Annotated in this window: 17 protein-coding genes; 12 read left to right on the top strand and 5 right to left on the bottom strand. The window is 73.1% G+C overall.

The features are described from left to right. Positions 1-189: 189 nt before the first annotated feature. Together ACFC02_RS03885 and ACFC02_RS03880 are read left to right on the top strand one after the other, a co-directional pair. Complete coding sequence (locus ACFC02_RS03885; RefSeq protein WP_376351730.1) at positions 190-753, top strand: TetR/AcrR family transcriptional regulator; 564 nt, start codon at positions 190-192, stop codon at positions 751-753. A 234-nt stretch (positions 754-987) separates the two neighbouring features. Further along, entirely contained in the window at positions 988-1,401 is a 414-nt protein-coding gene (locus ACFC02_RS03880) for a hypothetical protein (protein ID WP_376351727.1), read from the top strand. Between the two features lie 157 nt (positions 1,402-1,558). On the opposite strand, the gene ACFC02_RS03875 is transcribed toward ACFC02_RS03880, so the two are convergent. Continuing rightward, positions 1,559-3,058: an alpha/beta fold hydrolase gene (locus ACFC02_RS03875; RefSeq protein ID WP_376351724.1), complete on the bottom strand. Its 1,500-nt coding sequence runs from the start codon at positions 3,056-3,058 to the stop codon at positions 1,559-1,561. Between the two features lie 293 nt (positions 3,059-3,351). On the opposite strand from ACFC02_RS03875, the gene ACFC02_RS03870 reads away from it, so the two are divergent. The 4 genes from ACFC02_RS03870 (at position 3,352) to ACFC02_RS03855 (ending at position 7,593) form a co-directional block, all read left to right on the top strand. After that, positions 3,352-4,074: a GntR family transcriptional regulator gene (locus tag ACFC02_RS03870; protein ID WP_376351721.1), complete on the top strand. Its 723-nt coding sequence runs from the start codon at positions 3,352-3,354 to the stop codon at positions 4,072-4,074. After that, positions 4,071-5,063 (top strand): ADP-ribosylglycohydrolase family protein, encoded by a 993-nt coding sequence (locus ACFC02_RS03865; protein ID WP_376351718.1) that lies wholly within the window; start codon positions 4,071-4,073, stop codon positions 5,061-5,063. Before ACFC02_RS03870 ends, ACFC02_RS03865 begins: the two co-directional genes overlap by 4 nt. A gap of 101 nt (positions 5,064-5,164) precedes the next feature. Then, a complete protein-coding gene (locus tag ACFC02_RS03860; protein ID WP_376351716.1) occupies positions 5,165-6,640 on the top strand; it encodes a purine-cytosine permease family protein in 1,476 nt (491 codons plus the stop codon). Next, positions 6,637-7,593, top strand: coding sequence for a PfkB family carbohydrate kinase (locus ACFC02_RS03855; RefSeq protein ID WP_376351713.1), 957 nt, complete (start codon positions 6,637-6,639; stop codon positions 7,591-7,593). Before ACFC02_RS03860 ends, ACFC02_RS03855 begins: the two co-directional genes overlap by 4 nt. 131 nt (positions 7,594-7,724) lie before the next feature. Here the strand turns inward: ACFC02_RS03855 and ACFC02_RS03850 are convergent, their stop codons facing one another. Continuing rightward, positions 7,725-8,474 (bottom strand): helix-turn-helix domain-containing protein, encoded by a 750-nt coding sequence (locus ACFC02_RS03850; protein ID WP_376351710.1) that lies wholly within the window; start codon positions 8,472-8,474, stop codon positions 7,725-7,727. Positions 8,475-8,542: 68 nt separating this feature from the next. Here ACFC02_RS03850 and ACFC02_RS03845 point away from each other — a divergent pair, with 68 nt between their 5' ends. After that, a complete protein-coding gene (locus tag ACFC02_RS03845; protein ID WP_376351707.1) occupies positions 8,543-9,388 on the top strand; it encodes an NAD(P)H-binding protein in 846 nt (281 codons plus the stop codon). 151 nt (positions 9,389-9,539) lie between these two features. Here ACFC02_RS03845 and ACFC02_RS03840 read toward each other — a convergent pair whose 3' ends face one another. After that, the gene (locus ACFC02_RS03840) at positions 9,540-10,784 is read right to left on the bottom strand and encodes an amidohydrolase (protein WP_376351705.1); all 1,245 of its coding nucleotides are present in this window, start codon (positions 10,782-10,784) and stop codon (positions 9,540-9,542) included. Further along, positions 10,781-12,157, bottom strand: coding sequence for an MFS transporter (locus ACFC02_RS03835; RefSeq protein WP_376351702.1), 1,377 nt, complete (start codon positions 12,155-12,157; stop codon positions 10,781-10,783). Before ACFC02_RS03835 ends, ACFC02_RS03840 begins: the two co-directional genes overlap by 4 nt. A gap of 149 nt (positions 12,158-12,306) precedes the next feature. Here ACFC02_RS03835 and ACFC02_RS03830 point away from each other — a divergent pair, with 149 nt between their 5' ends. Genes ACFC02_RS03830 through ACFC02_RS03820 form a run of 3 tightly spaced genes read left to right on the top strand, consistent with a single transcriptional unit; the run spans position 12,307 to position 13,950 of the window. Next, a complete protein-coding gene (locus ACFC02_RS03830; RefSeq protein WP_376351700.1) occupies positions 12,307-13,329 on the top strand; it encodes an Lrp/AsnC family transcriptional regulator in 1,023 nt (340 codons plus the stop codon). Between the two features lie 30 nt (positions 13,330-13,359). Then, complete coding sequence (locus ACFC02_RS03825; protein ID WP_376351697.1) at positions 13,360-13,485, top strand: hypothetical protein; 126 nt, start codon at positions 13,360-13,362, stop codon at positions 13,483-13,485. Between the two features lie 60 nt (positions 13,486-13,545). Then, positions 13,546-13,950 (top strand): pyridoxamine 5'-phosphate oxidase family protein, encoded by a 405-nt coding sequence (locus ACFC02_RS03820; RefSeq protein WP_376351694.1) that lies wholly within the window; start codon positions 13,546-13,548, stop codon positions 13,948-13,950. Positions 13,951-14,110: 160 nt separating this feature from the next. On the opposite strand, the gene ACFC02_RS03815 is transcribed toward ACFC02_RS03820, so the two are convergent. Continuing rightward, positions 14,111-14,746, bottom strand: coding sequence for a TetR/AcrR family transcriptional regulator (locus tag ACFC02_RS03815; RefSeq protein ID WP_376351691.1), 636 nt, complete (start codon positions 14,744-14,746; stop codon positions 14,111-14,113). A gap of 144 nt (positions 14,747-14,890) precedes the next feature. Here ACFC02_RS03815 and ACFC02_RS03810 point away from each other — a divergent pair, with 144 nt between their 5' ends. Both ACFC02_RS03810 and ACFC02_RS03805 read left to right on the top strand, forming a co-directional pair. Then, entirely contained in the window at positions 14,891-15,808 is a 918-nt protein-coding gene (locus ACFC02_RS03810; protein WP_376351688.1) for a cyclase family protein, read from the top strand. A 214-nt stretch (positions 15,809-16,022) separates the two neighbouring features. After that, a complete protein-coding gene (locus ACFC02_RS03805) occupies positions 16,023-16,580 on the top strand; it encodes a YcxB family protein (protein WP_376351685.1) in 558 nt (185 codons plus the stop codon). Positions 16,581-16,626: the final 46 nt, after the last annotated feature.

Below are 16,626 nucleotides of genomic sequence, written 5' to 3'. Positions count from 1 at the left end.
TGGCGTCAACGCACGGGCGTGAGCGAGTGACGGGACCCGGCGGCACCGCCCCGGCAGGGGCGGTGGAGCGGGCCGAGGGCGGTGGAGCGGGCCGAGGGCGGTGGAGCGGGCCGGGCGGACACAGCACACCGCGCATCCCGGAGGTGTATGGGCCACTAGACGCAACGACTTCGCTTTAAGGTGGGTTCCATGAGCAGGCAGATGGTACGCCCCGGTGGGCGCAGCGCCCGGGTCCAGGCATCGGTGCACGCCGCCGTGCGCGAACTCGCCTCGGAGGTGGGCCGCGACGCCCTGACGGTACCGCTGATCGCCCAGCGTGCGGGCGTGACACCCTCGACGGTCTACCGCCGCTGGGGGGATCTGCAGGAGCTGTTGTCGGACGTGGCGGTCGAGCGCCTGCGGCCCGAGACCGCGCCCGGGGACCACGGCGCACTGGCGCCCGACCTGACGGCGTGGGCCGAGCAGTTCCTCGACGAGATGTCCTCCCCCGCCGGCCGCGCCTACATCCGCGACGCCCTGCTCGGCGACCCGGACGGCGGCAACGCCGGCCAGTGCTCCGCCTACGCCGCCGAGCAGATCGACGTCATCCTCGCGCGCGCGTCCGAACGCGGGGAGAAGACACCCGAGGTCGAGACGGTCGTCGACCACGTCGTCGCCCCCCTGATGTACCGCATCCTCTTCCGCCCGGACGGACTGAACGCCGCGTACGCACGCCGGCTCGCGACAGCGGTCCTCGGCCCTGCCGGCCGGTGACGGGGCCGGGGCGGGGGCGGTGCCGCGCCCCCTGATTCCCCTCTCCATCGTCTTCCCCTCTCACTCGTCCGCTTCCCCTCTCACTCGTCCGCACCGTCGGAGGTGACGCCGAGCAGTCGTCCGCCGAGGCTGGGAACGGCATGGTGTGCCGCGCCGCCTGTCCGGGAGACCTGTCGGGCGGACGATTTCGCGGTGCTGTGGCCACGCGCTGCCGAATGGAGAAGGGGCTTTCGTATGCCGGAGCACGCCGCGACGGCGCCGGAGACCACCTGGGCTGCCAGGGTGGCGGGGGCCCTGCTGTGTCTCGCGGTGGCCGCCATCCATGTCGTGGACCAGGGAGGCGTCACGACGACGAGGGACCCCTACTACGTGGGCGTCGCCTACCACGTCCTGGAGATCGTGGCCGTGGTCACAGCCGTGCTGCTCCTCCTCCGCCTCGTCCGGCCGGGCTGGCTGCTGGCGACCGGGGTCGCCGTGGGCCCTCTGCTCGGCTACGTCTTCTCGCGGAGTTCGGGACTGCCCGACTACAGCGACGACATCGGCAACTGGACGGAAACGCTCGGACTGGTCAGCCTGGCCGTCGAAGGAGCCCTGCTCCTGCTGGCGGCGCCTGCCTTCGTACGAAGCCTGCGCCGCAGACGTTCCTGAGACCGCGCCGAGCGGTTCCCACCCGTACGGGACCGGGCTGTGCGCCGCGGCCCGCGGTAGGGCCGCGGGCCCGCTCACCGTTGCGCGGACCCTGCGACGTGACGGCGGTGGAGCGGCCGGGCCGGGGTACTACGAGGGGACCGCGGGCGCGGTGCTGTCATGACCGGCTCCGGTCGGGCCGGACGAGGGCCTCGGCGCCGATCGGGGTGAACCCGGTGGCGAGGAAGGCGCGCAGTGAGCGGGCGTTGCCAGGGGCGACGGCGGCGTAGACGGGCTCACCCTCCGGTACCAACGTGAGGGCGTCGGCGAGCAGCGCCCGGCCGCGTCCGCGCCCGCCCTCGAGGGGTGCACGCAGCTCGATGCTGAGTTCCGTACGCCCGGCGAGCCCGTGCGCGAGCGTGACCAGGCCCCGGTCGTCGCCGAACACCCGCACGTCGGTGCGCAGTTGTCGGGCGTACCGCACTCTGGGGTGGTCTTCGGCACCGGTGAGCGGCGGCAGCAGGGGAGTCCCGCCCGAGCCGCGGTGTACGAGGGTGGCGTCGACGCTTGTGATGAGACCCGTGGGACCGGCGAGGGCGCGCAGGAAGTCCGGCGACAGGGAGCCGCCGAAGCCGTCGGGCTCGTGGGCGTGGACCTGTGCGGCCGGCAGCGCGGTGGCGACGACGGCGTGGCCGGTGAAGGCGAGCGAACATTCCAGGCCGCCGGGCAGCGCGGGCAGCACCGTGACGGCCCCGTCGGCGGGTGGGAAGCGCCCTTCGGCGGCGTCGAGAAGGTGGGCCAGCAGGGGGTGCGGGAGCGCGAGGGCAGTGCGGTGGGCGTCGAGGAACGCCAGCAGCGCGGCATTGAACCGCTCCGGCTGCTCCAGGTTCGGCAAGTGCGCCGCGTCGTCGACGACGGCGAGAGCCGAGCCGTCGACCAGACCGTGCATGAACTCGGCCTGTTCCACCGGAGTGCAGGTGTCGTCCGCGCCGACCATCACGAGTGTCGGTACCCGCACGTCCCGCAACGTGCGGCGGTAGTCCGGCCGTTCGGCCCGTCCGCGCAGGGCCGCCGCGGCCCCGGCCGGGTCGGTACCGCGCATCATGCCCAGGACGTGCCCGGCGACCTCGGGCAGGCCGGTCACGTGGTGCGGGGCGATCATCTTGTCGATCACCTCGGCCGCGTATCCGTCCATGCCCTCGGCCAGCAGCCGATCGGCGAGGGCGGTGCGCAATTCCCTGCCCTGCTCCGTCTCGGCCACCGGCGACGTGTCGGCCAGCACCAACGCGGCCACCCGCTCCGGGTGGCTCCGGTGGAACTCCATGGCGATCTGGCCGCCCATGGACAGGCCGACCACCACGGCCCGCTCCGTTGCGAGGTGGCCGAGCACGTCGGCGAGGTCCTGCGCGAAGTCCGACAGCAGTGTCGTGCCGGATACGACCGTGCTGTCCCCGTACCCGCGCAGGTCGGGGACGATCACCCGGTACCCGGCGGCCACGAGCGCATCCACCTGCGGACGCCACATGCCGCGGTTGAACGGGTGCCCGTGGACCAACAGGACCGGCACGCCGGCGGGGGAACCGAGGTCGTCGTAGGAGATGGTGACACCTGCTGCGACGAGGACCTCACAGGCCTCGGACCTGGCCGCTGAAGTCGGTGCTGTGCCGGTGGAGTCCATGCCGGTCGCCTTTCCGGGGCGGGGGCGGTGAGATCCCAGGCACCTGACCACCCGTCAGGACTGGACGGCGTGCGGGATCCGCATGCCCCTCGGGTCCGCGCGGGTGTGGAGCAGGTCGTGGGCGATCACCGTGTCATCGGTCGCAGTATTCCAGGCAGCAGTGCCCGGACGGACGTACCCTGGGCGGCCCGGGGGCGCGGGCCGACCCCGGCTCGCGTTCGCTTCGTCGCTCCCGCAAAAAAAGATGCAGCGGGGTATGGACCTCGCCGCGCTTGTCCATCTACTGTCTAGACATGCCTGGACAGGTACACAAGCATCATCGCATCGCCCGCGTCCTCGCCGACGAGATCCGCGCCGGAATACATACCGACGGCAGCAGACTCCCGGGCGAGCACGCCCTCACCCAGCGCTTCGGCGTCAGTCGCACCACCCTGCGGCAGGCGCTCCAGGTGCTCGGCGAGGAGGGACTCATCGCCACGCACGCCGGGATCGGCTCGTTCGTCACCTTCGACGGCGGGGCACCGCTGGACCACCGCCTGGGCTGGACCCGGGCGCTGGCGGAGCAGGGCACCGAGCTGTCGACGCAGACCGTCCGGTTCGAGCAGGTGACGGACGACGCGCTGGCCGCCGAGCTGGGGCTGGCGTCGAGCGCGTTCGTCGCCCTGGACCGGGTCAGACGGCTGCCCGACGGGCAGGGCGTCTCCCTGGAGCACAGCAGGGTGCCGGCCACCGGAGAACTGGCCGGACTGCCCGAGCGCGGCCTTGACGGGGGCTCGCTCAGCCGGACCCTGGTCGCCGCGGGCCGGGTCACCGAGTCCGGCGAGGGCCTGGTGACGGTGCGCGGGCTGGGCCCGGCCGAGGCCGCCCTGCTGCACCGCGCGCAGGGTGAGTCCTTCCTGCGCCTGAGCCAGGTGTACCGGGCCGCCGACGGCTCGGTGGTCGAGCACGTCACCAGCCTGCTCGACCCGGCCAGGTTCGAACTGCACATCCGATCGGGCCGAGGAGGCCGACTGTGACCGACCGGCTCGACCGCGCCCTCGGCGCCTACTACGGGCTCGCCCTGGGCGACGCCCTCGGCATGCCCACCCAGTCGATGTCCCGCCAGGACGTCGTGCGGTGCTACGGCACCCTCACCGGTTTCGTCCCCGCCCACCCCGACAACCCGATCAGCGGCGGGATGCCGGCCGGATCCGTCACCGACGACACCGACCAGGCCGTGATCGTGGGCCGGCTCATCGCCGAGGGCCGGGGCAGGATCGACCCGCTGCGACTCGCCCACGAGCTGCTCGCCTGGGAGAAGGAGATGAAGGCCAAGGGCTCCTTCGACCTCCTCGGCCCCTCCACCAAGGCCGCCCTGGACGCGGTGGCCCGCGGTGTCCCGGCGCACGAGGCGGGGCGCACCGGCACGACGAACGGCGCCGCCATGCGCGTCACCCCGGTGGGCATCGCCCGCGCCGCCGAGCCACTGGACGCCTTCCTCGACCACGTCGTGGAGTCCTGCCAGGTCACGCACGACACGAACATCGGCATCGCGGGCGCCGCCGCGGTCGCCGCCGCCGTCAGCACGGGCGTCGGCGGTGGCACGCTGGAGCAGGCCGTGGCCGCCGCGGTGAGCGCGGCGCGCGCCGGTGCCCGGCGCGGGCACTGGGTCGCGGGGGCCGACATCGCCACCCGTGTGGCCTGGGCCTGGGACCTGGTCCGGGGCCTGCCGGAGGCCGATGCCCTCGACCGGATCGTCACCCTGGTCGGCACCAGCGTCGCCAGCCAGGAGTCCGTGCCCGCCGCCTTCGCGGTCCTCTCCGTGGCCGACGGCGACCCGTGGCGGGCCGCCCTGCTCGCCGCCAACCTCGGCGGCGACAGCGACACCATCGGCGCGATCGCCGGTGCCGTCTCCGGGTCGGTCACCGGTCTCGCGGCACTGCCCGCCGAGGCCGTGCGGACCCTCCGTACGGTCAACTCCCTCGACCTGGAAGCCCTGACGGGCGAGCTGCTCGCGCTGCGCTGACCGGCCCGCGCCCGCACCACCCCTCCTCCCCTCCCTCCCCCCTCTTCTCTCCTTCTCTCCCTTCCCGCCCGCTCCCCCGCACACCGCAAGGAGGTACCGTCATGACCGCTTCGAAGACGAACGATCGCGTCGGCGCCGTTGAGACCCGAGGAATCGAGCCGGTTCCCGAAAGCGAACGGCACGGCCGGGCCGGCCAGATGTTCTGGACCTGGTTCGCCGCCAACATCAGCATCCTGGGCCTGCCCCTGGGCGCCACGCTCGTCGCCTTCCGCGGCCTGGACATCTGGCAGTCGGTGCTCGTCGCCGTCGTCGGGGCCTTCGGTTCCTTCGCGCTGGTGGGTGCCCTGAGTCTGGCGGGCAAGAAGGGCGGCGCGCCCGCCCTGACCCTCTCCCGTTCGGTCTTCGGCCAGCGCGGCAACGCGGGGCCGACCCTGATCAGCTGGCTCAGCCGGGTCGGCTGGGAGACGATCTCCACCACCACGGCGGCGTACGCGCTGCTGGCGCTGCTGGACACCGCGTTCGGCGTCGGCCGGAACACCGCGCTCACCGTCGTCTGCCTGCTGGTCTTCATCGGCTGCACGCTGCTGATCAGCGGCCTCGGGCATGCCACCATCATGTGGATCAACAAGTGGGCCACGGTCGTCTTCGGCCTGCTGAACCTGGTCGTGATGGGCTTCCTGGTCGCCACCGTCGACTGGACCAAGGTCCTCGACACGCCCGCGGGCCCGGTCAGCTCAGTGGTCGCGGGCATCGGGTTCATCGCCTCGGGCACCGGCATCGGCTGGGCCAACGCCGGTGCGGACTACGCCCGCTACCTGCCCCGCGCGATCCCGGGCCGCAGGCTGATCACCGCCTCGGCGTTCGGCGCGGGCATCCCGCTGGTCCTGCTGATCTCGCTCGGCTCGCTGCTCTCGGCGGGCGACAAGTCCCTGGCCACCGCCTCCGACCCGGTCGCGGCGATCAACGCGATGCTGCCCTCCTGGATGGCGATCCCCTACCTCGTCGCGGCCTTCGGCGGACTGCTGATGTCGAACCACCTCTCCACCTACTCGGCCGGCCTGACGATGATCACCCTCGGGCTGCGGGTGCCGCGGGCCGCCGCCGTCACCCTCGACGTGGTGCTGATGTTCGCCGGCGGCATCTACTTCATGCTGATCGCCGACGACTTCTACGGGCCGTTCTCCACCTTCCTCACCCTGCTGGCCGTGCCCATCTCGGCCTGGATCGGAGTCATCGCGGTGGACTCGCTGTGGGGCCGCGCCTACGATCCCGAGGCACTGATGGACACCACCCGCACCAGCCGGTACTGGTACTCGGGCGGCTTCCGGCTCCCCGCCGTCGCGGGCTGGGCCGCCGCAATCGTCGCCGGCCTGCTCTTCACCAAGGCGTCGACCAGCGACACCGACGTGTGGTTCGCCGGCCCGCTCGCCGACACCTGGTTCGGGGTGAACGGGCTCGGCTGGGCCATCTCGATGGCCGTCGGCGCCGCGGTGTACGCCCTGCTCGGCCGCCGTCCCGGCGCCGCGGACCGCGACGGCGTGACCGACTCCCCCGCCCTTCAGGAGGCCCGGCGATGACCCGCCGACTCGTCCTCGCCGGCAATGTCATCGCCGACCTGGTCATCGAGGTGCCCGCGCTGCCCGAACGCGGCGGCGACGTCATCGGCACCCGCACCGAGACGACCGCGGGCGGCGGCTTCAACACCCTCGTCGCGGCCCGGCGCCTCGGCACGGAGGCCGTCTTCGCCGGACTGCACGGCACGGGAGCGCACGGCGACCTGGTCCGGGAGGCGCTCGCGGCCGAACACATCGTGCCGCTGCTGCCCGCCCGTACGGACGGCGACACCGGCTTCACCGTGGCCCTGATCGACGGCGGCGGCGAACGGACCTTCGTCACCAGTTTCGGCGTCGAGGCCACCCTGACGCAGTCGGACGTCGACGCCGTAGCCGCGCGACTGCGCCCCGGCGACCTGCTCCAGCTCTCCGGCTACGGGCTGGTCCTGCCGGGAAACGGCCCGCTGCTGTCCGCGTTCACGGCCGGGCTGCCGGCGGACGTCACCGTCTGCCTGGACCCGGCGCCGCTGGTGGCCGACATCCCCGAGGCCGTCCTGTCCCCCGTCCTGGCCCGCACGGACTGGCTCAGCGCCAACGCCCGCGAGGCCCGGCTGCTGTCCGGGCACGAGGACCCGCGGGCCGCCGCCACCGCGTTGCGGGACCGGCTGGCGCCGGGCGCGGGGGTGCTCGTCCGGGCCGACAAGGACGGCTGCTGGCTGGCGGCGCCCGGCCAAGCACCGACGCACGTGCCGGGGTTCCCCGTCGTGGCGGTGGACAGCAACGGCGCCGGAGACGCGCATGTCGGCTCGTTCCTCGCCCTGCTCGGGCAGGGGCACGACCCGCTGACCGCCGCGCGCGGGGCCAACGCGGCCGCCGCCTACGCGGTGACCCGAAGCGGCCCGGCCACCGCACCGGACCGCACCGAACTGGCCCGCTTCCTCGCAGACGACCCCCTCGGACGTCAGCTCTTCGGCTAGGGTCCTGCGCGCCGGAGACGCGCGGTCAGGCGCCGCGGAGATGCGCCGGAGACCCGCCGGCGGAAGCGTCCGGGGCGCCGGGGCCCCGACGGGAAGCGACGCGGCCGGCGCTCGTTCGGTACGCGGTCACATCACGTGGGGCAGGGCGTCGGGGTGGGAAGGCGGCCTGCGTGGAAGGCAGTGGGCGAGAGTCCCATGAGCGTGCGGAAATCAGCCGTCAGGTGGGACTGGTCGTAGTAACCGGTGTCGACGGCCAGCGCCGCCCACTGTGCGGAGCCCGCCCCGGCCAGCACGGTGCGGAGCCGCTGGATGCGGGCGAAGCGCTTGGGTGTCAGACCGACCTGGCCGGTGAACAGGTCGCGCAGGTGGCGTTCGCTGACCGACAGCCGCCGGGCCAGTGCGGCGACCCGTTCACCGGGGGCGGACAGCGACGCGACGGCCTCGCGGAGGAGCAGGTCGCGCGGGTCCGCATCGCGGTGCACGCAGGTGAGCAGGGTGTCCTCGATTCCCCGAAGAACCGAGTCGAGACCGGTCAGTTCGTTGAGCCGCTGTTCCAGGCGGGCGGCGCGCTCCCCCCACAGTTCGGCGAGCGGTACGGCCCGGTCCCGTAGTTCGCCGGCGGGGGCGCCGAACACCGACCGGGCCGCACCGGGCCGCAGGCGCGCCCTGATACACATCGGCAGTTCCTTGCCCGGATGGTAGGACGCGCGGCTGCGTGGGCCCACCACGTGCAGGTCACCGCCCCGCGGACCAGTCCTGCGGTACACCAGTGCGGTGGTGACGTCGGGCAGGTGCACCAGGGGCAGGTGCCTGTCGGGACGCATCAGTGTCACGTCTGCGATCCAGGGCCGGAGCGTGGGCATCGGGATCTTCGTCTCCACGTCGGCCACTCTACGGTCTGCCGTTTCTTCCTAGATCGGCCGGGCGGCGGCGCGGCAGGCTGGCTGCCATGATTCTTGTCACGGGTGCGACGGGCACCATAGGTAGGGAAGTGGTCCGGCTCCTGGCCGGGCGGGGCGAGCGGGTCCGGGCCATGACACGGAACCCGGAGGGCGCGCATCTGCCGGCCGAAGTGGTGCGGGGCGACTTCGACGACCGTGACTCTCTCGTCGACGCGGTGGCCGGGGCCGACGCGGTCCTCCTGCTGGACGCCCCGGGGCCCTGGATCGAGCGGCACGACCTGGCGATGCTCGACGTCGTGCGGGCCCACGGGGTCGGGAAGGCGGTCAAGGTGTCGGCCATCGGCACCGGCGAGCACAGCGAACTCAGGACCAGTGCCTGGCACCTTCCAGGCGAACGCGCCCTGCGAGCGGGGGGCGCGGCCTGGACGGTCCTTCGGCCGAGCAGCTTCGCCACCAACACCTTGTCCTGGGCTCCCGCCATCCGAGCCGGGCAGCCTGTCGCCAACCTGACGGGCAAGGGCGCCCAGGGCGTGATCGACCCCCGGGATGTCGCCGAGGTGGCGGTCGCGGCGCTGACGGCACCCGGTCATGCGGGCAGGACCTACACGTTGACCGGTCCCGAGTTGCTGAGCACACCCGACCAGGTGGAGGTCCTGCGCAAGGTGCTCGGCCGCCCGGTCGAGGTCGTCGACGTACCGCTGGAGACGGCGAAGGAGCAGATGATCGCGGCCGGCCGGGACCCGGAGTTCACCGAGGGCGCGCTGCGCGGGCAGCGGTTCGTCGCCGACGGGGGAAACGCCCGGCTGACCGACGACGTGGCGGCTGTTCTCGGCCGCGGGCCCCGTACCTACGCGGCCTGGGCAGCCGACCACCGGGCGGCGTTCGGCTGCTGAGGCCGGACTCGTGGTGCCGTAGGGGCTGACGCGGGGCGACGGCTCCGTGCGGCGCGCCTCACGGGAGATCGCCCCCAGCCCACCACGCCGCCAGCCGCCAGCCGTCAGCCGCCAGCCGTCAGCCGTCAGCCGTCAGCCGTCAGCGAGGCGCCTACGGTGTGTCCTGATCCGTGGGGGTGTGCGGTTCCGGCCCGGTCGCGCGGGTGGCCCGGCGCCGGGCCACCCGCTGGAGGTAACTCGTCCGCCGCCCCGGGTCGGTGGCGAGTTCCACCGCGGCATGGGCCAGCGCGGTCGCCCCGTCCAGGACGGCCCGGTCGGCGCCCGCACTGGTCCCGTACCGGGTGAAGCCCTCGGTGTGCTGGAGTGCGCCGCCGGTGTCGTAGCCGATGCACGGGTGGAGCGACGGTACGGCGTGGGAGACGTTGCCCATGTCGGTGGAAGCCGTCAACTCACCGTGCCGGGCGGCCGGTTCGCGGCCCAGGGCGCGGGCGGCCCGTAGGTAGGCGGAGGTCAGGAAAGGGTCCTGGCGCAGCTCGGCGAAGTCGTGGCCGTGCGGGGCGAGTTCCAGTTCCGCCCCGGTGGCCAGGGCGCCCGCCTCCAGGCAGGCCCGGACGCGCCGGCGAGCGGCGACGAGGTCGTCCATGGTGCGGGCGCGCACCTCGTAGCGTGCCCGCGCGCGTTCCGGGATGACGTTGACCGCGTGACCCGCCTCGTGGACCACGTCGTGGACCAGGGTTCCCGGCGGCAACTGCTGGCGCAGCATGCCGACGGCCGTGTGCGCAAGGACGGCGGCGTCGAGCGCGTTCACTCCTTCCCACGGGGCGAGCGCGGCGTGGGCCGGGGTGCCGCGGTAGGTGACGTCCCAGGCGCCGACGGCGAGCGACGAGGCCCCGACCGAGTCCTCCGGCGCCGCGTGCACCATCAGCGCGGCGGCGGCGTCGTCGAACACACCCGCCTCCAGCAGCGGCACTTTGCCGCCGATGTCCTCCTCCGCGGGGGTGCCCACGAGTTTCACAGTGATCCCGACGGCGTCCGCGACCGCCGCCAGGCCGAGCGCCGCGCCCACGGCCGCGGCGCCGTTGACGTTGTGCCCGCAGGCGTGCCCGATGTCCGGCAGCGCGTCGTACTCGGCGCACACGGCGATCACCAGGGCGCCCGTGCCGTAGGTGGCGACGAGGGCGGTGGGCAGTCCGGCCGCTCCCCGGGTCACCCGGAAGTCCGCGTCCGCCACGAGGGCGGCGATCTTCGCGGCCGAGCGGTGCTCCTGGAGCGCGGTCTCGGGTTCCGCGTGCAGGCTGTGGCTCAGGCCGATCAGGGCCTCCCGACGGGAGTGGACGGCGGCCGTGACAGCCGCCAGGGCGTCTTTCCGCCTCGCGTTGGGACGTTCGTGCGTCATGCCGCCTCCTTGCTGGTGGTGAGACCGGCGGTCCGGGCGGCCGGGCCCGGCCCGTCACCGCGGAACAGCAGGCCGAGCAGTGCCCCGCCCAGCGCCACCGCCGCGCACACCCCCCACGACCACAGGTAACCCGCCCCGGCCACACCGCCGTCGGCCCCGGGGTGAGCGGCGAACAGAGCGCTGATGACGGCCGCGCCGATCGCCGCTCCCAGGGACAGGGCCAGTTCGTTGATGCCCACGGACAGGGCCGTCTCCGTCTCCTCGACGACCTCCGCCGACAGCGTCCGCGTGACCGCTTCGAACATGCCCGTCGCCACGCCCACCAGCAGCGCCCCGACGAGGTACTGCGGCAGTGAAGCGTGGAACAGCGTCAGCGCCAGGAAGCCCAGGGCTCCGAGGCCGCCGGTGAGGACCATCGTGGCCCGGTCGCCGACGAGCCGGGCCAGCCGGGGCGATGCCGTGGACCCGCAGAAGCCGGCGACGACCATCGCCAGGGACACCAGCGAGATCGCCTGTGACCCCAGGCCCATTCCGTAGCCGTCACCGTCCGGCTTCGCGCCGAGGAAGACGGCGTTGGCTCCGAGGAAGCCGATGGCGCCGAACGCGGCGCAGAAGGTGTGCGCGCTGACGATCGTGAGCCGCGGGCTGCGCAGCAGTCCGAGGTCCACCAGCGGATGGTCCGACCGGTGTTCCACTCTCACCCACAGGGCGAGGAGGAGCACCGCGACCACGGCGGTGAGCAGGGACGACGCCGAGGCCCATCCCCAGGAGCCGCCCTCGGTGAGCACCAGGACCAGCGCGCCGAGACCGAGGGTCAGCAGGATGGCGGCCGGGGCGTTGAAGCGGCCCGCGCGCGGCGCTGAGCCGGCCGGCAGCACGAACGCCGCCACCAGGGCCAGGGCCCCGAAGGGGACGGCGGTCCACAGGCCCGCGAGGGCGTGCTCCTCACTCAGCGAGCCGGCGACGAGCCCGCCGGTGCCGATGGACAGCAGCAGTGCGCCGACGAGCACGGACATCCCCGTACGGCCGTGTTCGGGGGCACGGGAGCGGAGGATTCCGGCGAGCAGCGGGAAGAAGCCGACGACGGCGCCCTGGAGGACCATGCCCAGCGCGAGCGTGGCCGTCGTGGGCCGCAGGGCGATCAGCAGCGAACCGGCCGCCACCATGGCGACCGCGATCCGCAGCAGCGGCCGGTGTCCCCAGAGGTCGCCCCAGCGGGACAGCAGCGGGGTCAGGACCGCGAACGCGAGCTGCGACAGCAGATACAGATTGCTCTGCCCCACCCCGCCGATGCCGACGTGGTCGCCCACCGCCGGCAGCAGTGGTGTCAGGTACCCCTGGACGACTCCGCTGCAGACCACGATCGCCGTCATGACCGCGAGAAGTCCGCGACCACGGATGATGGCACACGTCACTGTCTCACCCTCTTCCCTTGGCTGGAGCGCGAAGTGGTGACTACAGTGCGAGCGCCGCTGGAACCGATCGCCAACTTCGCAAGGATCATGCGAGAAGGACGTCCGCGATGAAGGAATCGAGCAGCGTCACCGAACTCGACCTCGCCCTCGTGCACGCGCTCCAGATCCGGCCGCGTGCCGCGTGGACCGATCTCGCGCCTTCGCTGGGAGTGACGGCGGTGACGTTGGCCCGCCGCTGGGAGCGACTGACCGGGGAGGGGCTGGCATGGCTGTCCGCGGTACCGGGCCCGGCGTTCTCCCGGACCCGGTGCAGCGCGTTCGTCCTCGTCAGGTGCCCGCCCGCGGCGCGGGAGCCCCTGGCCGCGCGGATCGCCGAGCTGGACGAGGCGGCGACGGTCGAACTGACCGCGCCGGGCGGTGCCGACCTGCTGCTGGACGTGCTGGCGCCTGATGTGGCCGGGGTGCACCGGTTCGTCGACGAGCGGCTGGCCCGGCTGCCCGGCGTGTCGGCGGTGGACTGCCTGTTCGCCACCTCGCTGTACACCGAGGGCAGCCGGTGGCGGCTCGGTTCCCTGGACTCCGCCCAGCTCTCGGCCCTGGGGCGTCCGGACGGGACGGACCCGGACGGGGAGGCGCCCGCGGCCGCGCTCGGTGCAGTCGACCGCGAACTCCTCGACGCCCTGGCCCGTGACGGGCGGCTCGGGCTGGCCGCGCTGGCCGAGCGCCTGGGAACCAGCGCCGCCACCGTCCGGCGCCGTCTCGGCAGGCTCACGCGCTCCGGAACGGTCGCCTTCCGCTGCGACACGTCCCGGGATCTGACGGGGCTTCCGGTGAGCGTGACCTTCCGCGGCCGGGCGCCGGTCCGGGAGGTCAACGGGCTGCACCGCACCCTGGCCACCCTGCCCGGCTGCCGGCTGGTCGCCGCCGTCACCGGCAGCGCCAACGTCCTCGCCACCTACTGGCTGCCCGGCATCGGAGGCGTCCAGCACCATGAGACGGTCATGTCCGCCCGCCTGCCGTCCCTGGAGATCACCGACCGGCTCATCGGTGCCCGTACCGTCAAGCGCATGGGCCACCTGCTGGACGCCGACGGGCGCCGCACCGCCACCCGGCCGATCCGGTCCTGGTAGACACGCGGTCGGCGGCCCGGCAGGGAGCGCGTGCTCGACGGCACCGGCCGCCGCTTCCCCACCGCCGATCCGCCCGTAACCCAGCTGGGCGGGACACGGCTGCCCGGCGGCTCCGTCCTCACGATGAACGGCGCGTCATGGGGGCGCGGGACCTAGGTCGATGGTCCGACGGGCTGGGCCGATGCGGTTCGTCACGCGTACCGGTCGGATAGCGGGGTGAGTGAACTTGTCAATGAGCCAGGGCCCGAAGTCCGTCTGCGTCTGGCCGAGGAGAGGAACGTGTGGCTGTGCACCGTGCGTCCGGACGGCTCCGCGCACGTCACGCCCGTCTGGTTCGTCTACCGGAACTCCCGGTGGTGGATCGGCTCGGATCTCGGCGCCGTCAAGGTGAGGAACATCCGCGAGGAGCCCCGTGTGTCCCTGGCTCTGGAGGACGGCCGGTTCCCGGTCGTCGCCGAAGGAGACGCGTTCTTGGTCCATGAGGGGTTCCCCCGCGAGATCGTGACCGCGTTCGAGCAGAAGTACGAGTGGGATGTGTCCGCTCCCACGCGCCCCGGTAGTGAGCGTGTGTTGCTGGAAGTACGTGTGCGTCGGTGGCTGTTGGCCGGCAAGGCCCAGTGACGGGGGCGCCTGGCCGAGTCCGGCGCGGAGGCGAGGCGGGCGGGGCGGGCGGGGCCCGGCGCGCCCGGTGACGGCGGCCGTTCGCGTCCGCCGGAGTGGCGCCCCGCATGGTTCGGCCGCGGGTGCGCCGTAGCGGGCTTTCGGCCCGGGTGCGCTTGTCTCACCCTCCGTCCCGTCCGGCACACGTGCCGTCGGGGCGCAGGCCGAGAAAGCCGTGGTCCAGTACGCGGCAGGTCTCCTCCAGGAGCCGTTCCCGTCCGGGGGCGTCCGGGGGCGCGTTGCGCATGGTGATGGTGAGTGCGGCCACCGCGGTGACGGCGCCGAGGCGTACGGGGTGGGAGTCGGGGGGCAGACCCAGGCGTTCGGCGATGCCCAGTTCGACGGCGTGTATGACCTTGCGGGTGAGCTGGGTGGCCTGGGCGGCCACGGCGGGGTTGCGGGCCATCACCTCGCGGACGACGGTGGCCCGGCTGCCGGGCCGGGGGGCGAAGGCGGTCGTGGTCATGGCCCACAGTGCCGCCCTGACCGGGCTTTCCGCGGGGGGCCTGGCCGCGATGAGGCCGGCGAGGTGGGCGTCGTCCGAGGCGTCCCAGGCGAGGAAGGCCTCGTCCTTGGTGGCGAAGTGGTTGAAGAACGTGCGCCGCGACACACCCGCGTCGGCGCAGATGTCGTCGATGGTGACGTTGTCCGCGCCGTGCAGCCCGGCGAGTCTGGTCGCCGAGTCGCGCAGGCGGGCGGTGGTGTCCCGCTTGCGGTCCTCCCGCCGGCTCGGTTCCCGCTGCTGTCGTTCACTCATCGGTCCGCCCGCCTTGTTCACATCGCCCGCCTTTTCGTTGCACTGACTGCACTCCAAGGTTATCGTCCTCAGGAGTGCAATGAGTGCACCTGTCGTGCGCTCACCTGAGTGCAATCAGTGCAGCGAAGAGGGCGGAGGCTTTCCATGACCGAGTACGCGTTCAAGAAGACCGGGCGGGAACTGTCGAACTGGGGCCGCTGGGGCGACGACGACGAGAAGGGCACGCTGAACTTCGTCACCCCGAAGACGGTGAAGGAGGCGCTCACCTCCGTACGCACCGGCCTGCGGTACGAGCTGAGCATCCCGGTGGGCGCCGAGGGGCCGCAGACCGGCTGGATGCGGCGGATCAACCCGGTCCACACCATGACCGTGACCCCGCACGACTTCAGCGCGCCCGAAGGACTCGTCGTCAGCGACGACTTCATCACCATGCCCCTTCAGTCCGGCACCCAGCTCGACGGCCTCACCCACGTCGGCTACGACGGGGCCTTCTACAACGGCGTGCCGGCCGACGCCGTCACGCCGGCGCGCGGGGCCACCCGCAACGCCGTCGACGCGAGCCTCCCGGGCTTCACCGGCCGGGGCGTCCTCCTCGACGTGGCCGCGCTGGAGGGTGGGGAGTGGCTGCCCGCGGGCCGCTCGGTCACCGTGGCCGACCTGGAACGCGCCGAGGAGAACGCGGGTGTCCGGCTCAGGACCGGCGACGCCCTCCTCGTCCGCACCGGCTGGCTGCGCAAGGGCCTCACCGAAGGCTGGCAGGACTGGCTGAAGGAGGAACCCGGACTCGACCCCGCATGCGCCCGGTGGATCCACGACCGGGAACTGGCGATGGTGGCCTGCGACAACTGGGGCGTGGAGGTCCAGCCGGCGAGCGACGGCCTCATCCCGTTGCACGCCGTGCTCATCAGGGACATGGGCATGATGCTCGGTGAGATGTGGCAGCTCGACGACCTCGCCGAAGCCTGCCGCGCCGACGGGCACTGGGACTTCTTCCTCACGGCCGCGGCGCTGCGCATCACCGGCGGGGTCGGTTCTCCCGTCAGCCCGGTCGCCGTCCGCTGAGGCGGGGGCGCCCGCGTGGACGGCTCCTTCGCCACGGGGGTGGCGCCGGCCGCGCTGGGCGGCCGCGCAGGTCCGCAGCAAACCACCCCTGCGGTGGGCACCCGAGAACACCGGCACCCGCCGGAAGCCGGCATGACGGTGCCGCCGGCGATCGGGGGCCCGTCCCGTCGAGGGGGCCGGTAGGATCCGCGGGTCGTCATACCGGGGAGGGCTCATGGCCGAGGGCAGCGAAGTCACCGACAACAGCGCGGAAGTCGCCGCCGATGTCGTGGACGGGGCGGCGGTGCGGCTGGTGTACCGCCCGCAGCCCGCCGACATCCTGGTCGGTCTGCGGGTCCGGGCGCGGATCAAGCGGTGGGGGCTCCTGCTGCGGGGCGTGTTCCTCGCGCTGTGGGTGGGCCAGTGGCTCGTGGGCACCTTGAACCGGGGCAGCGCCGACGTGGTCTCCACGGCTCTCTTCCTGTTCGCCGCCTTGGTGGTGGGCGGTTATCCCCGGCTGCAGGCCGCCCAGGTGCAGCGGCTCGTCGGCTGGCAGGGCGAGTACCGCACCACGGTGTCCCCGGCCGGGATCACCGCCAGGAGCGACTACAGCACGCTCATCCAGAAGTGGTCGGTCCTCCGGGGCTACCGGGAGACACGCGGCCACTTCGTCCTGCTGAGCCGGGACCCCAACATCATGTGCCTGGAGGTCCTGCCCAAGCACGCGCTGAGCACGGCCGAGGACACCGTCCGTCTGCGGGCCCTCCTGGACCGGCACACCACCCGTGTCTGACGTACGCGTCCGTGGAAGAGACCCGCACCGGCGTGACGTGATCCAC

The organism is Streptomyces sp. NPDC056160, from assembly GCF_042268205.1.
Classification (GTDB): Bacteria; Actinomycetota; Actinomycetes; order Streptomycetales; family Streptomycetaceae; genus Streptomyces.
Note: the sequence above shows the minus strand (reverse complement) of the source record. Positions and strands in the feature narration are given on the sequence as shown.

Bases quoted from the DNA above. Each gene is read 5' to 3' on its own strand.
- ACFC02_RS03815 (WP_376351691.1), bottom strand. From the start codon at position 14,746: ATGAGTGAACGACAGCAGCGGGAACCGAGCCGGCGGGAGGACCGCAAG.
- ACFC02_RS03870 (WP_376351721.1), top strand. From the start codon at position 3,352: ATGCCTGGACAGGTACACAAGCATCATCGCATCGCCCGCGTCCTCGCC.
- ACFC02_RS03875 (WP_376351724.1), bottom strand. From the start codon at position 3,058: ATGGACTCCACCGGCACAGCACCGACTTCAGCGGCCAGGTCCGAGGCC.
- ACFC02_RS03840 (WP_376351705.1), bottom strand. From the start codon at position 10,784: ATGACGCACGAACGTCCCAACGCGAGGCGGAAAGACGCCCTGGCGGCT.
- ACFC02_RS03810 (WP_376351688.1), top strand. From the start codon at position 14,891: ATGACCGAGTACGCGTTCAAGAAGACCGGGCGGGAACTGTCGAACTGG.
- ACFC02_RS03860 (WP_376351716.1), top strand. From the start codon at position 5,165: ATGACCGCTTCGAAGACGAACGATCGCGTCGGCGCCGTTGAGACCCGA.
- ACFC02_RS03835 (WP_376351702.1), bottom strand. From the start codon at position 12,157: ATGACGGCGATCGTGGTCTGCAGCGGAGTCGTCCAGGGGTACCTGACA.
- ACFC02_RS03830 (WP_376351700.1), top strand. From the start codon at position 12,307: ATGAAGGAATCGAGCAGCGTCACCGAACTCGACCTCGCCCTCGTGCAC.
- ACFC02_RS03855 (WP_376351713.1), top strand. From the start codon at position 6,637: ATGACCCGCCGACTCGTCCTCGCCGGCAATGTCATCGCCGACCTGGTC.
- ACFC02_RS03885 (WP_376351730.1), top strand. From the start codon at position 190: ATGAGCAGGCAGATGGTACGCCCCGGTGGGCGCAGCGCCCGGGTCCAG.
- ACFC02_RS03845 (WP_376351707.1), top strand. From the start codon at position 8,543: ATGATTCTTGTCACGGGTGCGACGGGCACCATAGGTAGGGAAGTGGTC.
- ACFC02_RS03880 (WP_376351727.1), top strand. From the start codon at position 988: ATGCCGGAGCACGCCGCGACGGCGCCGGAGACCACCTGGGCTGCCAGG.
- ACFC02_RS03805 (WP_376351685.1), top strand. From the start codon at position 16,023: ATGGCCGAGGGCAGCGAAGTCACCGACAACAGCGCGGAAGTCGCCGCC.